This window comes from Chroococcidiopsis sp. (assembly GCF_051657925.1).
Taxonomy (GTDB): domain Bacteria; phylum Cyanobacteriota; class Cyanobacteriia; order Cyanobacteriales; family Chroococcidiopsidaceae; genus Chroococcidiopsis.
Genome location: NZ_JBOFLP010000311.1, coordinates 1 through 14,611 on the forward strand (window position 1 = coordinate 1; position 14,611 = coordinate 14,611).

The window sequence follows — 14,611 nt, forward strand, 5'->3', positions numbered from 1 at the left end:
ATACTCCAAACCAATTAATCGTAACGTTTTTTTAGGATTCGATTCAATATGATTTAGTATATCGCTCATGTTTCTGTATCAAAAAACCTCTTCAATCTTCTTCTACCACAGAATGTTACTATTTTGGAGATGTCTACTATTAACTGAACCGGATTGGGAGCTAGGGGAGATATTTGAGGCTCTATCGTTTGTAACTGAATTGTATGGAACCAAAAACTTACCAAATTGAGCATATAAAGCTGGCAGAACTAATAGAGTTAATGCGGTGGAAGTAAACAATCCACCGAGTACCACTACAGAAAGTGGTTGTAAAATTTCCTTGCCCGCTCCGCCTTGCAAGACTAGGGGTGCTAAGCCTAAAGCTGAGGTAAAAGCTGTCATTAAAATGGCGTTGAGCCGTTCCATCGATCCCTGAATTAAGACATCTTTAAAAGGTATACCTTCAGCAAATTTAGTGTTGTAATTATCTACCAGTAGCAGACCGTTACGGGTAGCAACTCCAAATAGGGTGACAAAGCCAACGAGGGAAGCAATAGAAATAATTCCTCCAGTCAAAGCTACTGATATAACTCCCCCTACCAATGCCAAAGGTAAATTCACCATAATCGTAGCGGCAGAAGGAATAGATTTGACTGAAAGATACATAATGACTGTAATAACTACGAAGGCTATTACACTGGAGATGAGGATATTTTGCGTGGCTCTTTCCTCTGCTTCAAATTGACCTGCATACTGGATATAGTACCCAGGAGAAATTTGCACTTGTTGTCTAACTTTGGCTTGAATTTCGTTCACTACAGAACGCAAATCTCTGCCGCTAGCGTTAGCAGCAACGACAAGTAGACGCGAAACATTCTCGCGATTGATTGTATTTGGTCCAGTGCCGTTTTCGATTGCAGCAACTTGGGCGAGAGGAATCTTATTACCATCAGGAGTATCAATTAATAAATTCTGAATTGCATCTAAATTTTGCCGCGCCTCGGGTCTCAACCACACGACGAGATCGAAGGTTTGCTGCTGTTCCAATACTTGAGACACCACTTGTCCGTTAAGTGCTGTTTCGACAATCTCGGAAAGTTGTCCTACTGTATGACCGTAACGAGCAGCTGCATCGCGATCGAACTTAATTTGGATTTGCTCGACTGGCACTTGTGGTTCGAGTTGCAAATCGACAATGCCCTCAACGGTTTTCATCACCTCGTTCACCTGGCTGCCAAGGGTGCGGAGTTGTTCTAAATCGGAGCCAAAAATTTTGACCGCGATCGCACTCCTGACTCCAGACAGCACCTCATCCATCCGGTGTGAAATAAAACCGCCAATATTTGGCGCGACACCTGGTAATCTAGCAAATTCCTGCCGTAGAGTCTCAATACTCTCTTGCCGATTTTTCATTCCCGCTTCGCTCAACTCTATATCTAGATGCCCTGTATTTACCCCAGCCGCATCCGCATCACCTGGCGCGCGTCCCGATCGCAACTGTACGAAAGGAAATCGGCGATCGCCCTTGAGCGCTGCTTGAATTGCTTCTCCAGCACTGTTCGTCGTTTCCAGAGATGTACCTGGATAGAGAGTCAAGGTATTAACCAGAGTTTGCTCCTGAAATTCTGGTAAAAATATTCGTCCTAAGCTGGGGACAACGATAATTGTTGCTACTAGACTCGCAGCAGCAAAAGCTAAGATAATTCCAGAACGGCGCAAAGAGAAATTTAGTAAGGGTTGATAAAGCCGTTTAAAAAATCTTGCCACCCAAGGTTCTCGTTCTGGTAAGCGACCGTAAGGCAGTAAAATCGCACACAAAGCTGGGGTGACTGTCAGTGCGATGACGCTAGAAGCTAAAACCGCAACTATGTAGCCAATACCCATCGGAATAAAAATGCTGCCTTCTACGCCGCTCAGGGCAAAAACTGGGGAGAAGACAACCAGCGTAATTATAGTTGCTCCGAATACCGAATCTCGTACCTCCTGACAACCATCAAACACGACGCTCAGGACGGGACGCGGGTGGGGGGAGTATTTATTTTCTCGCAGACAACGGTAGACGTTTTCAGCATCGACGATCGCATCATCAACAGCCGAGCCAATCGCCACTGCTAACCCGCCTAGAGTCATCGTATTTAAACCCTGTCCTAGTAAAGCAAGCGCCCACACTCCTAGTAGTAAAGATAAAGGCAGCGCCACTAAACAAACAACTAGATTGCGCCAATTCATCAAAAATGGAATCAGAATAATCGCCACGATAATCGCGCCTTCAAATAAAGCCGATCTGACGTTTTCAATCGAAGAATCAATGTAGTTTTCTTGACGAAATGTAGCGGTTACTGCAATATCTTTTGGCAAGCCTGCTTTTATCTCCTCCATTGCTGCTTCAATCGCACGGGTGACAGTGGGAGTATCGGCAAGCGGCTGTTTGTTAATCATCACAATAACTGCCTTTTGACCGTTAAAGCTGCCATCTCCCCGCTTGATGGCTGCGCCAATTTGTACGTCGGCAACATCTTGAATCGTGACGGGAGTACCCTGACGGGCAGTAATAACCGATCTTTTCAAATCTTCAATCGACTCAATCCGTCCAATCCCGCGAATTAATTTTTCGCGATCGGGAGTGATGAAATAGCCGCCAGGAGCGTTAACATTTGCCTCACGGGTAGCTGCGACAACACTTTCCAGGGAGACGTTAAAGGCTTTGAGCTTGTTTGGATCGACTAGCACTTGATACTGGCGGACATCGCCGCCATACGCCACCACTTGACTCACGCCAGGAACGGCTAAGAGGCGGTTAGTCACCTGCCAATCGACAATACGCCGCACTTCCATCAGGGGAGTTGCTTGGGAAGTAAAGGCATATTGCAGTACCGTGCCGATAGGAGAACTAATCGGAGAAATTTGCGGTGTTTCCACACCGTCGGGAAGTTTAGCTTGAGCTTGTTGCAAGCGTTCTGTAACTAACTGCCGCGCTTGGTAAATGTCCGTTCCCCAGTTGAAGATAACTTTGACCACAGAAATTCCCGCAGCCGAAGCAGAACGTACCGCAGACACTCCTGGAGTCCCATTAATCGCGCTTTCAATTGGCAGAGTTACCAGGGATTCAACTTCTTCAGGGGCAAGTCCAGGGGTTTCGGTTTGAATTTCCACTTGTGGGGGTGCAAAGCTGGGAAACACATCCAGAGGCATCTGAACTATGGTGCGAAAGATCCAAAATGTGAGGATAATTGCACCCAAAATCACCAGCCAACGTCGAGCGATCGCCCACCGAATAATAGCACTGAGCATTGTAGTCGTCTGAAATATCTAGTACAAATGATTGAATGTTTTTACTGTCAGTCTCCAGCTTCCGACTGCTGGCTCCTTGGATGGTGGTTGTGATTCATTGAAAATTCGTCACCAAAAACAGACTCTCTGCTCTCGCCTGATTCGGATGCAGGATAAGTCGAGCTGCTAGAACCATTACCATTAGGATACTCATGGGGTTCGTCAGCAAATTCTGTAGATGCTGGGACTAGCTGAGACTTGGCGCGATGACTAGACCAAAAAGCACCTGCTGCAAAAGCAGCACTACAAATTGCCAATCCTCCTGCTGCTCCCATCAACCACCAAGGTAATTGCGATTCTGCTGTTGTAGAGGCAGAAGTTTTTTCTCCCTCTCCTCTGCTCCCCTGCTCCTCTGCTCTCCTGCTTCCTTGCTCCCCTACTTTTCCACCTCCCCGTAAAGACTGAGCGTAAAGCTGGGGGGCGCGTTGAGTGACGATCGCATCCCCCTCAAACAAGCCGCTTTTGACCTCAATCGTATCCCCAATGGTCTGACCTAAAATCACTTCAACAGGTTGATATGCATTCCCATTTTGAATGTAAACCATCTGTTTGCCGTTTGCTTCTACCACAGCTGAGCTAGGAATTGCCAGAGCTGTCGCTGTCCTGTCTGTGAGTACTTCTAGTTGGGCAAACATCCCTGGCTTCAGAACTCCGCTAGAGTTCTCGATCTCGGCTTTGACAGGGACTACCCGCGTCTCGCCTTCTACAACCGAACCGATAACAGCAACTCGTCCAGTGAAAGTCCGATCGGGCATAGAAGCAACTTTAACTCTGACTGCTTGACCCTTTTTAACTTTATCTAAATCTTTTTCGTAGATGTTAGCTGTGGCATAAACCCGACTGTCGTTCACAATTGTCATCAGCTTGCCACCTGCATCTTGGAAGGATTGACCGATAGTGACTTCGCGATCGACAACTCTACCAGAGATGGGAGCTGTAACTGTTACCTGTCCTTGAGCATTGGCTTTTGCACCCAGTTGTTGCAGTCGAGTTTGATATGCAGTATCGCTGAGGTTGAGACGGGACTGAGCCACTTGCACGGATGACTGGGCGCGTTTGAGATCGGCTTCGGCTACAATGACATCTCGGCGGCTGTCTGCTGCGGTTAGTTTAGCTTTGGCTTCGGCTAGCTGAGTTTGAGATTCTAGAGCTTGGCGACGGGGAATTGCACCTTGACTTAATAAAATTTGGTCTTTGTCGGACTTTTCTTGAGCAAAGTCTACTTGACTTTGTGCTTGGGCAATTTCTGCGGCAGCAATTTGTGAGAAACGCTGATAGTTTTGTTGCGCTAATCTCAAGTCTGCTTGCGCTTTTTGTAAATCTGCTCGTGCCTCCGCCTTCTTTTCTTGGGAAGTGACGCGCAATTCTACTAAATCGGGAGCAGCTAAAATAGCGACGGGTTGACCTGCTTGCACGTAAGCACCAGGTTGTACTAATAATTGGGCTACCTTAGCTCCTGAGATCGGTGTCGTGATTTCTACTTGTCGATTGGGCAAAGTTTCAATTTGTCCTGTTGCTTGTAGCCCTACAGCGAGTTGTTGCCGCTTTACTGGCTCTATTTTGATGCCTAACCGCTTGACAGTTTGGGCATCGACTTGAATCGAGTCAGTCGTTTGAGTTGCCTCACTTCCGCCGTGAAATTCATCTCCGTGTCCGCCGTGAGCTAACACAGTTACGGGAGCCATCACGATCGCTAGGCTAACGATCGCCCCCGAGACGCGACAAGGCATTGCAGGCGATCGCTTCAGGTGTGATTTGCGCATTATTTATATAGAGATGTCCTCGCGTACCATCAGAGCAAACGAGTGCTACAACTGCACTACTCAGTCTTTAGTTTCTCCTATGCAAATGAAATCAAGATGAAATTGCGATCGCCGATTGAATTTGAGCAGTTTTCAATTGGATGAGATATACGATCTGTAGGGATGCACAGATCTGCGCCCCTACGCTAGCGATACAATGTATGCGAGCTACTGGTTATACCAAGCTTTGCGCCACTGCTTCATTTGAGCGATCTCTTTCTGTTGATCGCTAATAATGTTTTTTGCTAATTGCTTAATTTCCGGTCGCTGCGACTTTTTCAGCGCGTCTTGAGCCATTGTCACCGCACCTTCATGATGCGGAATCATCGCATTGATAAAGCGCAGGTCGAATTGAGAGTCAGCCGCACCTAAATCCATACTCATCATCATGCCTTGCATCTGGTCGGATGACATCGGCATCATATGTCCCATTTGAGAGTGATAAGCCATCATCTGCTTGCCTGCTTTGGGATACCAGGCTTGTCGCCACTGTTTCATTTGCCCAATCTCCCGATTTTGAGCAGTGATGATGTTGTCCGCTAGTTTTTTGATTTCAGGACGCTTCGATTTTTGCTGTGCCTCTTTTGCCATCTCGATCGCCCCTTGGTGATGCATTCTCATCGCATCAATGAATCGCAGATCGTAGTTGGCATCATCTGGACCCAAATCCATCGACATACCGTCACCCATCATCCCATGTTGCATATTCTGCTTCACATGAGCGTTGGTATTATTGGCAGTTTTGCTGTCTTTTGCCGAGAGTTCAAAACTAGCAGCTAGTAAACCACTGGTTATTGTGGCGATCGCTGTTAGAGTTAATGCCCAAACTTTGGTTTTTCCAGAATTATTTTGCATAAATGACTTTCTATCCATCAATAGTAGAATTTGTTTGACAATTACCATCTCAATTATGAAATCTCTAGCTGACTAGAGAGTCAACTATTACGTTTACTCAAGGATATGACTGCTCATGCAAGATGAAGGTTTCACTCAATAAAGAGTTTGAATTGTACCAAAAATCAAGTATTACAAAACCAAGATGAAATTAGGATGAAATTGCTGTATCTCTACAGTCATAAATTTACTCCATACCATTAGAAAGAGGCGATCGCATTTGTTACCTTCTAAAGTGAAACTACAGAAGCATAATAAATGCTTCATGATTTGGTTTTTAAAGCTTTTGGAGGAGAGTTATGACAGCAGCTCAATCTCACCAATCATTACTTGAAACCTGCATTCAGGCTTGTCTCGATTGCCTACGCGAGTGCGAAAACTGCGCCGATGCTTGCCTGAGCGAAGACATGGTACAAATGATGGCTGAATGTATCAAGCGATGTCGCGATTGTGCCGATACTTGCGATTTATGCGCCCGGTTCATGTCCCGTAACTCTGACCTTCACGGGCAAATGTGTAGTGTCTGCGCCGAGGCTTGCAATCGCTGTGCCACTGAGTGCGAGAAGCACGACCATGACCATTGCCAGCGCTGCGCTCAAGCTTGCCGTCGTTGTGCTGAGACTTGTCGCCAGATGGCTACAGCTATGGCTGCATAAGTATCTTGCTCTGGTAGTCGTTTGCGAATTGTTGCTTCATTTATAGTCTGACGATCGCCTAGTATCTACGCGATCGTCTCTATCTCTCTGAACCATCGGGCAAATTGTTCCAGGCTGCGGAAGTGGAACAGACTCCCAACCCGAAAGTAATCCCTTCAATTCAGCCTGCAATGTCAACAATTGCTGAATCTGGCGATCGATTTGTCGCAATTTTTCTTCCAGCTTTTCTTTCACCTCACCGCAAGGCAAATTGCCGCGATCGTAAACATCAAGGATTTCTTTAATTTCTTCTAGACTCAGACCGAGTTTTTGAGCGCGTTTGATGAATGATAGCCGAGTCAAGACATCTGGTGAAAACTGCCGGAAGCCTCCTTCAGTCCGGCTGGAAGATTGCAACAGACCCAGAGTTTCATAATAGCGGATCGTTCTAATCGGGACACCGCTCATAGCTGTTACCTGACCGATGAGTAGCGATCGCTCTTGAACCAACATAATACGCCTCCAAAGTCAATTTTCCATGTACGGCGACTGCTCTAACTGCATTTATTAACCCATGTGTACTCTTGTTCCCCCCTTTTTAAGGGGGGCTAGGGGGGATCTCGCGAGGTAGTCTGTAGATGGCAATCCCTCAACCCTCTTCACCAGGGGGCGATAGATATAGATTAAGTTGCACGTCGCGTTTTATTTCTATTTACTATTATCAACCCTCTAGTCAGATGGAGAGTCAACTGTCATTTCATGATTTTTAGTTTTCTGCTTTTATCCTATAAGTCTCGCGATCGCCCCATTTGCCTGAGACTCGTAACTCCCACCAAATAAGTTGAAGTGGTTCAAAATGTGATAGAGATTGTAGAGAATTTTTCGCTGTTCGTAACCAGAGTTCAGTGGTAGAACCTCGTTATATCCCTGATAAAAAGCGGCTGGGAAACCACCAAATAATTCCGTCATGGCAACATCAACTTCGCGATCGCCGTAATATGTTGCTGGATCGAAAATGACGGGTTCTCCAGCACTGGTAAAAGCAGCATTGCCACCCCATAAATCCCCGTGGACTAAGGAAGGTGACGGCTGATGTCCTGCTAGAATCTGCGGAATTGCCGCTAGCAGCTTTTCCTGTTGGGGAAAGCGTCCGCCTCTACGTTTTGCTAGCTGAAATTGATAGCCCAAGCGGTGTTGAGTATAAAATTCTCCCCAATCTGCCATCCAAGTATTGATCTGAGGCGTAGAACCAATCGTATTATTCATATCCCAGCCAAATGCTTGATTGCTGCTGCGATCGTGCATTGCTGCTAACTGTCGTCCCATTTCTGCCCAAGCTGGAGTTCCGCCACGCCCTAAGTCCAACCATTCCAAAACAATGTATGCAGACCGATCGGTTGTTCCCCAGCAAATCGGTTGCGGGACGCGAATAGTTGCCGTAGCCGACATTTGTTTTAATCCCAACGCCTCTGCTTCAAACATGGCAGTCTGGGAGGGGGAATTGAGTTTGACAAAGTAAGTGCGATCGCCATCGGTAACGGTGTAGCCTTGGTTAATGCAACCGCCACTCACCGTCCGCTGACTATTGACAAAAAGCTCTTTTCCTGAAACCTTGGAAATATGATGGGCAATCTCCGTCCACATATATACTCTTATTCGGGTTTAGTGGTAACGATACCGTAAGCCGAGGGAGAAAGATATTGCACGGCAGCAGCTTGTAAGTCGGCAGCAGTTAGAGCTTGAATTTTATTTGGATACTCTAAGGCGGATGCTAAGTTTCCGGTTAAAGATTGATAGTAGCCATACAAACCAGCGCGCTCGCTGGGGGTTTCGTTAGCAAAAATAAAGCGATTGGCAACTTGAGTGCCGACCCGAGCAATTTCTGATTCCTGTACGGGAGCAGACTGTATCTTCTCGATCTGGGATGCGATCGCTGCTTCGACCATCTCCAAGTTTTCCACTGGCATCTGGGCAGAAACGTAAAATAGCCCTTGTAGGTGCTGCGTCAAGTTACTCACAGAAATATTGGAAACCCAGCCCTTTTCTTCTCGCAGTTCTCTCACCAATCTCGACGTGCGCCCGTGGCTCAAAATTGCTGCTAAGACATCTAGGGCGTAAGTTTGCTCTAGCTGTACTAACCCTGGAACGCGCCACAGCATGACGAGTCTTGCTTGTTGCAAGCTGGGATCGACGAATTCGTGGCGGACGATTTGGGTGAAGGGGGGTTCGGGGGAGGATGGGGTGTGGGGTGTGGGGTGTGGGGTGTAGGGTGTGGAAGCAGATTTAGCAAAACTATTGGCGACGATTTCGATTAATTCTGCTTCGGGTAAATTACCAACAACCGATGCTGTGATGGACTGGGGTTGATACCAGGTAGCGTAAAAGTCGCGCATTTGCTGCGGTTGTAATTGCGCGATCGCATCTACTGTACCCAGAACTGAGCGCCGATAGGGTAAGCGGTCAAAAGCTATTTCCATCGCCCGTTGAAACGTCCGGCGACGAGGATTATCATCGGAGCGACGAATTTCTTCTAACACGACTAAGCGTTCTAACTCAAACGCATCATCGGGAATTAAACTGTTGAGGACGATATCGATTTGCAGTGGTGCTAAAGCTGCAAAATCTGATGGAGCAGTCGTAATGTAAAACTGAGTGTAATCTTGACTGGTTGCAGCATTAGCGATCGCACCCCGCGCCTCAATGCGACGCTCGAATTCACCCATTGTCAGTTGTGGAGTGCCTTTAAACACCATATGCTCCAAAAAATGAGCTACGCCGTTGATAGCATTTGATTCAACTGCTGAACCGACATTAACCCATAAACTGAGATTCACCGCTTCTACAGGCATTTGCTGAGCTACAATTGTTAACCCATTCGCCAGCCGGTGCAGTTTGGGCGTGGATATTGGAGGAGTTTTGAGCAGAGTTGAGGTCATGAACGCGACAAAATAGACCGATCTTTCTCTATCTTACTTAGTTAAGGAGCAGGGAGTGGGGAGCAGGGAGTAGTGGTAAGAGGTGAGAGCTTTTTTCTTAGTCTGTCTGGAAGTCATGTATTTTATGATACCGAATTCACAAATCCATAGCCCAGTATCCGAAATGTTGAGGACTCAATTTGTTTGAATAGTAGTAGGTGCGATCGCCTTCTAGTACGGCAGTTGGCAATATGCGATCGCGAAAGCCATACTGACAGTTGATGACAGTATTCTGACTCAACCTCAGTTACAGCCTAGTTATGATATGAAGTGTTTCTATTTATCTTTAACATCAGATCGACTTGTATTTTAAAATACAAATTGCCCATAGACTACTATAGATGATGCAAAGAATTGTCAGCATAATGGAGCCGCGCCTATTTTAGAGATTTCTCCCGTCACCAGGGTTCGGACAGCACTTTTGCTAACTTTCTAAATATGGAAGCATCTTTTGAGATTACCCTGCAAATGGTAATTGCTGTAATTGCAGGGATTAGCGCCCAAGTTATAGCAGAATACCTCAAACTCCCTAGCATTGTCTTTTTGTTACTATTTGGGATTTTATTGGGTTCCGATGGGATGAACGTGCTGCACCCTCAAGTTTTAGGTGCTGGGTTGGAAGTAATTGTGGCGCTTTCTACCGCTGTAATTCTATTTGAGGGAGGCTTGAACCTAGAACTGCGAGAACTGGGTAAAGTTTCTGGTAGTTTGAGAAATCTCGTCACTGTGGGAACTCTAATTACTCTGTTGGGTGGGAGTATGGCGGCGCATTGGCTGGGAGAGTTTCCCTGGGCGATCGCTTTCCTTTATGCTTCTTTGGTAGTGGTAACGGGTCCTACAGTAATTTCACCGCTATTACGCACGATTAAAGTAGACCGTCAGGTGGGAACTCTATTAGAAGGAGAAGCGGTATTAATCGACCCTGTAGGGGCAATTCTCGCCGTTGTGGTACTCGATACAGTTTTAAATGGCGAAACCGACCCCTGGATGGCAATTAGTGGTTTGACGCTGCGTCTAGGTATTGGTGGGAGCATTGGGGCTGCTGGTGGCTGGTGTCTTGCCTTCATGTTCAAACGCGCTCACTTTATTTCTGACGAACTAAAAAATCTCGTTGTCTTAGCAGGTTTATGGGGTTTATTTACCCTAGCCCAACTCAGTCGCAGCGAATCTGGACTGATGGCGACAGTGGTTGCAGGCGTGGTTTTGGGTTCTGCTTCCTTGCCAGAAGAACGATTATTACGACGATTTAAAGGTCAGCTAACGATTCTCGGCGTGTCAGTACTATTTATCTTGCTTGCCGCAGATTTATCCATTGCCAGTATCTTTGCTTTAGGCTGGGGCAGTTTATTCACTGTTCTCGTGTTAATGTTTGTCGTCCGTCCCCTGAATATTGGTGTCTGCACCATCAACAGCGATTTAAATTGGCGACAAAAACTTTTTTTATCGTGGGTTGCGCCGAGAGGAATTGTTTCCGCTTCTGTCGCTTCGTTATTTTCGATTTTCCTGACCGAACGCGGGATTAACGGTGGAGACTCGATCAAGGCATTAGTCTTTTTGACAATTATCATGACTGTCGCTTGTCAGGGTTTAACTGCTGGCTGGGTAGCAAATTGGTTGCAAATCAGCTCTACGCAAGCAACTGGGGTGGTGATTGTCGGCTGCAACCCTTTGAGTTTATTAATTGCCCGCCTCTTCCAAGAACGGGGAGAAGCCGTGTCGATGATCGATACCGATCCCGTAGCGTGTCAGCAAGCCCAGGCACAGAGCTTGAAAGTTTTTTCTAGCAGCGCTTTAGATACAACAGTGCTAGAAGAGGCAGGACTAGCCTCTATGGGAACGTTTTTGGCAATGACCAATAATGGAGAAGTTAACTACGTCTTGGCACAAAGGGCTGTAGAAGAATTTCAACCACCAAGAGTGCTAGCTGTTTTTCCCCGCAATCCACAGGCAAGTACTTCAACAAACCGCAATCGGATCGATCGAGCTTTTGGATCGGATATACCGATTAAAACTTGGAACGAATATATTAACAGCGATCGCGTGAAATTAGGCACGACAACTCTCAGCGAAGCAGGCTTTGCTTTGCAACAAGCCCATCTTCAAGCCTTGATTTGGGCAGGGGAATTAGTCCCGTTACTACTAGAACGCGAAGATCGGTTACTTGTCGTTCCTGCAACAGAACAATGGCAACCAGGCGATCGCTTAATCTACTTATTACACGATCCCAGACCCAATCTGTTGAAACGGCTATCGGGGGCAACACCAGCAAAACGCCTTGCTTTAGAAAAACTGCCTGAAGTCGAAGAAATTTCCCTTCCTAGTCAAAGTGTTTCGACAATTCCACCGCTAGCGTAATTGGAAGTCAAAAGTTATGCATTCGTAAGAGCTGGTTTTCACCAAACACCTCTGACTCCGAGCTAGATTTTGGGTAAACCCGCCCGTACAAAAGGCAAAAGGCAATTTAGGAATTTTAATTTATGGATTTTTGATTAATTCCCGTGGTGCATTCGTTTTTGACTCTGCGGATGTCACAGATGGGACAGGTATTTGCTGCCTTTCCTGCCATAGTACGCCGAATAAGTGAACGATCGCCAGTAAGACGGCGCTACCGGAAATAATGTAGCTGTGGATGGTATAGAGATGTTCGACCGTAGTTGTATTCACTGCACCACCACCGGTGATGACATCTCGCAGGGTAGAACCAATAAAAGGAATGGCTTCAATGGTACTTAATTCGATCCGAAAGCGCCAGTAACCGACTTGACTCCAATCGAGAATCATTGCCGTCCAAGCTAGGGCGATCGCATTGAGGATCAGTAAAATATTGCTAATCCAGCCAGTCAACCAACTGCGGCGAAATTGCCTACCCAAGAACATCACGACCATTTGAATCAGTGCTACACCAATTAGTAAGGTTCCGGCATAATCGTGTAAGCCGTGAATGATTTGACCGTTAGGAATCTCCGTATCGATCCATTGCAAAGCCTGATTCGCACCACCTGCCACTGGTTCGTAATAAAAAGATAATAAAATGCCAGTTACAGCCGCGATCGCGCACAATGTTAACAATGCTACAGATAGTATTGTCGCCGTCCGTCTCAGAACGAATTCATAGGAAAGATTCTTCATAACTCCCGCTTCTCAGTACTCTCAAAATGTGTACTTTCTTTAAGATGCTAACCAAGTCACTCATTTGAAGAGTTCTTTCTAGAGGGGGAGATGGTAGTTGGTAATTGGTAATTGTTGGTTGACAGTAAAGAAAGGGTGTGGGGTGTGGGGTGTGGGGTGTAGAAAATTTTGAATTTTGAATTTTGAATTTTGACTTCTCCCCCTACTCCCTGCTCCCTTATTCCAAATACGACACCCAACTCGGTACAACTTGAGGCGAACCGTACCAAATTCCAGGGGCTTTGGGAGAGTGCTTGACTCCCTCTAAAACTAAATTTTCTGCTCCCTCTAAATGAGCTGCTGCGATTGGGGTAATGCCATCACCCCAACAATTCCCTTGTCCGCAAGTCAAGCGATAGCTGCTGTATGCCAGCCAACTTCCTCGCCGTCGCTGTCCGAAGATGCTCTTACCAGCAACACAAACGTAGCGCACTTGGGAACTGTAAAAAGCACCAGGATAGTTGTTGTTGACAAAATCGAGATTCCAGCGCGTCCAGCGTTCTTGGCTAATGTGGGGAGTTCCCAGCGTGACTAACGTGGCAACAAAGCGGTAAGCTTCCCAAGGGGGAATTGCGGCGATCGCCGCATTACGAGCCAGGTAAGCTTTTTCACCTAAATAAATTCGCGAGATCCAGCCGCCAGCAGAATGACCGATCAAATTCACTTTAGCTGTGTTGTATTGCCGTAAAACTTGCTCGACCGTGCGATGCAGTTGCAGCAAAATTGGAGTCATTGGTCTACCTCCCAATGTAGGGAACCAATCTTGCCGTTGTAAGGGAACCGTAACGGTAGGAAAGCCTGACTGTTGTAACAATTGTTCCAACGGACGGTAGGCGATCGCGGCTTCTAAAAATCCAGGTAAAATGACGGTGGGAAGCATAGTACAGTTGTCAGTGACCAGTGACCAGTTATCATTTATCAGTTATCAGTTATCAGTTACCAGTTATCAGTGACCAGTGACCACGCACCACGCACCACTCACTACACCCTACACCCTACACCCCCGACACGTATCACGCACCACTCAACTACCAATGACTAATGACCAATGACCAATGACGACAAATGACTCCTCAATGGCGAACGGTATTCTCTACGGTGTTAGTGTTGGTCCAGGCGATCCAGAACTGATAACGCTCAAAGGATTGCGATCGCTGCAACAAGCTCCTATAGTTGCTTTTCCTAGAGGAATTCAAGACAAACCAGGCATTGCCCAACAAATAATTGCTCCGTGGCTGCGATCGGATCAACAGCAGCTACCCTTAGATTTTCCCTACGTGCAAGATCTTGAAGTTTTGACAAGAGCATGGCAACTAGCCGCCAAGCAAGTTTGGGAATATTTACAGAAAGGTCAAGATGTGGCTTTTGCCTGTGAAGGGGACATTAGTTTCTACAGTACGTTTACCTATTTAGCACAGACGCTGCAACAAATGTATCCCGCAGCCGTCATCAACTACGTTCCTGGTGTCTGCTCGCCTATGGCAGCAGCATCGGCGTTAGGGCTGCCCTTAACTGTCCGCCAAGAGCGTTTAGTCGTGCTACCAGCAATTTATAACGTCAACGAACTGGAATCTATTTTAGACTGGGCAGAAGTCGTAGTATTGATGAAAGTAAGTTCTGTATACGAACAGGTATGGCAAGTCTTGCAGCGCAAATCCCTACTGCAACACAGTTGGATAGTAGAACGAGCTACATTACCAAATATGGTGATATATAAAGATTTAAGCGATCGCCCGCACCTACAATTACCCTACTTTTCTTTACTCGTCGTCCAAGTCAGTCGTCAGTGAACAGTTGTCAGTTATCAGTATTTAATTAATTGCATTGC

The 14,611-nt window shown here is 46.5% G+C and carries 12 protein-coding genes; 3 read left to right on the forward strand and 9 right to left on the reverse strand.

Annotated elements, in window-relative coordinates; translation table 11 throughout:
- Positions 1-102: 102 nt before the first annotated feature.
- The 3 genes from ACRC32_RS25090 to ACRC32_RS25100 form a co-directional block, all read right to left on the reverse strand.
- Complete coding sequence (locus tag ACRC32_RS25090) at positions 103-3,270, reverse strand: efflux RND transporter permease subunit (protein WP_438556521.1); 3,168 nt, start codon at positions 3,268-3,270, stop codon at positions 103-105.
- 47 nt (positions 3,271-3,317) lie between these two features.
- On the reverse strand, positions 3,318-5,072 hold the full coding sequence (locus ACRC32_RS25095) for an efflux RND transporter periplasmic adaptor subunit (protein WP_438556522.1): 1,755 nt from the start codon (positions 5,070-5,072) through the stop codon (positions 3,318-3,320).
- Between the two features lie 207 nt (positions 5,073-5,279).
- The gene (locus tag ACRC32_RS25100; RefSeq protein WP_438556523.1) at positions 5,280-5,966 is read right to left on the reverse strand and encodes a DUF305 domain-containing protein; all 687 of its coding nucleotides are present in this window, start codon (positions 5,964-5,966) and stop codon (positions 5,280-5,282) included.
- 338 nt (positions 5,967-6,304) lie between these two features.
- Here ACRC32_RS25100 and ACRC32_RS25105 point away from each other — a divergent pair, with 338 nt between their 5' ends.
- Entirely contained in the window at positions 6,305-6,661 is a 357-nt protein-coding gene (locus tag ACRC32_RS25105; protein WP_438556524.1) for a four-helix bundle copper-binding protein, read from the forward strand.
- Positions 6,662-6,697: 36 nt separating this feature from the next.
- Here ACRC32_RS25105 and ACRC32_RS25110 read toward each other — a convergent pair whose 3' ends face one another.
- The 4 genes from ACRC32_RS25110 to ACRC32_RS25125 all read right to left on the reverse strand — a co-directional run bounded on the left by ACRC32_RS25110 (position 6,698) and on the right by ACRC32_RS25125 (position 9,856).
- Positions 6,698-7,153 carry a heavy metal-responsive transcriptional regulator gene (locus ACRC32_RS25110; RefSeq protein ID WP_438556525.1) on the reverse strand — a complete coding sequence of 152 codons (456 nt, stop codon included), beginning with the start codon at positions 7,151-7,153 and terminating at the stop codon, positions 6,698-6,700.
- 267 nt (positions 7,154-7,420) lie between these two features.
- A complete protein-coding gene (locus ACRC32_RS25115; protein ID WP_438556526.1) occupies positions 7,421-8,284 on the reverse strand; it encodes a fructosamine kinase family protein in 864 nt (287 codons plus the stop codon).
- An 8-nt stretch (positions 8,285-8,292) separates the two neighbouring features.
- Entirely contained in the window at positions 8,293-9,576 is a 1,284-nt protein-coding gene (locus tag ACRC32_RS25120) for a M16 family metallopeptidase (RefSeq protein WP_438556527.1), read from the reverse strand.
- 136 nt (positions 9,577-9,712) lie between these two features.
- Positions 9,713-9,856, reverse strand: a complete 144-nt coding sequence (locus ACRC32_RS25125; RefSeq protein ID WP_438556528.1) for a hypothetical protein — start codon at positions 9,854-9,856, stop codon at positions 9,713-9,715.
- Positions 9,857-10,053: 197 nt separating this feature from the next.
- Here ACRC32_RS25125 and ACRC32_RS25130 point away from each other — a divergent pair, with 197 nt between their 5' ends.
- Positions 10,054-11,970, forward strand: coding sequence for a cation:proton antiporter (locus ACRC32_RS25130; protein WP_438556529.1), 1,917 nt, complete (start codon positions 10,054-10,056; stop codon positions 11,968-11,970).
- A 120-nt stretch (positions 11,971-12,090) separates the two neighbouring features.
- Here ACRC32_RS25130 and ACRC32_RS25135 read toward each other — a convergent pair whose 3' ends face one another.
- Both ACRC32_RS25135 and ACRC32_RS25140 read right to left on the reverse strand, forming a co-directional pair.
- Positions 12,091-12,744, reverse strand: a complete 654-nt coding sequence (locus ACRC32_RS25135) for a cytochrome b N-terminal domain-containing protein (RefSeq protein WP_438556530.1) — start codon at positions 12,742-12,744, stop codon at positions 12,091-12,093.
- A gap of 217 nt (positions 12,745-12,961) precedes the next feature.
- Positions 12,962-13,663 carry an esterase/lipase family protein gene (locus tag ACRC32_RS25140; RefSeq protein WP_438556531.1) on the reverse strand — a complete coding sequence of 234 codons (702 nt, stop codon included), beginning with the start codon at positions 13,661-13,663 and terminating at the stop codon, positions 12,962-12,964.
- Positions 13,664-13,859: 196 nt separating this feature from the next.
- Here ACRC32_RS25140 and ACRC32_RS25145 point away from each other — a divergent pair, with 196 nt between their 5' ends.
- Positions 13,860-14,573, forward strand: a complete 714-nt coding sequence (locus ACRC32_RS25145) for a precorrin-2 C(20)-methyltransferase (protein ID WP_438556549.1) — start codon at positions 13,860-13,862, stop codon at positions 14,571-14,573.
- Positions 14,574-14,611: the final 38 nt, after the last annotated feature.

Coding starts and splice junctions, on each gene's coding strand:
- ACRC32_RS25105 (WP_438556524.1), top strand. CDS start 6,305: ATGACAGCAGCTCAATCTCACCAATCATTACTTGAAACCTGCATTCAG.
- ACRC32_RS25120 (WP_438556527.1), bottom strand. CDS start 9,576: ATGACCTCAACTCTGCTCAAAACTCCTCCAATATCCACGCCCAAACTG.
- ACRC32_RS25135 (WP_438556530.1), bottom strand. CDS start 12,744: ATGAAGAATCTTTCCTATGAATTCGTTCTGAGACGGACGGCGACAATA.
- ACRC32_RS25090 (WP_438556521.1), bottom strand. CDS start 3,270: ATGCTCAGTGCTATTATTCGGTGGGCGATCGCTCGACGTTGGCTGGTG.
- ACRC32_RS25145 (WP_438556549.1), top strand. CDS start 13,860: ATGGCGAACGGTATTCTCTACGGTGTTAGTGTTGGTCCAGGCGATCCA.
- ACRC32_RS25130 (WP_438556529.1), top strand. CDS start 10,054: ATGGAAGCATCTTTTGAGATTACCCTGCAAATGGTAATTGCTGTAATT.
- ACRC32_RS25110 (WP_438556525.1), bottom strand. CDS start 7,153: ATGTTGGTTCAAGAGCGATCGCTACTCATCGGTCAGGTAACAGCTATG.
- ACRC32_RS25115 (WP_438556526.1), bottom strand. CDS start 8,284: ATGTGGACGGAGATTGCCCATCATATTTCCAAGGTTTCAGGAAAAGAG.
- ACRC32_RS25140 (WP_438556531.1), bottom strand. CDS start 13,663: ATGCTTCCCACCGTCATTTTACCTGGATTTTTAGAAGCCGCGATCGCC.
- ACRC32_RS25095 (WP_438556522.1), bottom strand. CDS start 5,072: ATGCGCAAATCACACCTGAAGCGATCGCCTGCAATGCCTTGTCGCGTC.
- ACRC32_RS25100 (WP_438556523.1), bottom strand. CDS start 5,966: ATGCAAAATAATTCTGGAAAAACCAAAGTTTGGGCATTAACTCTAACA.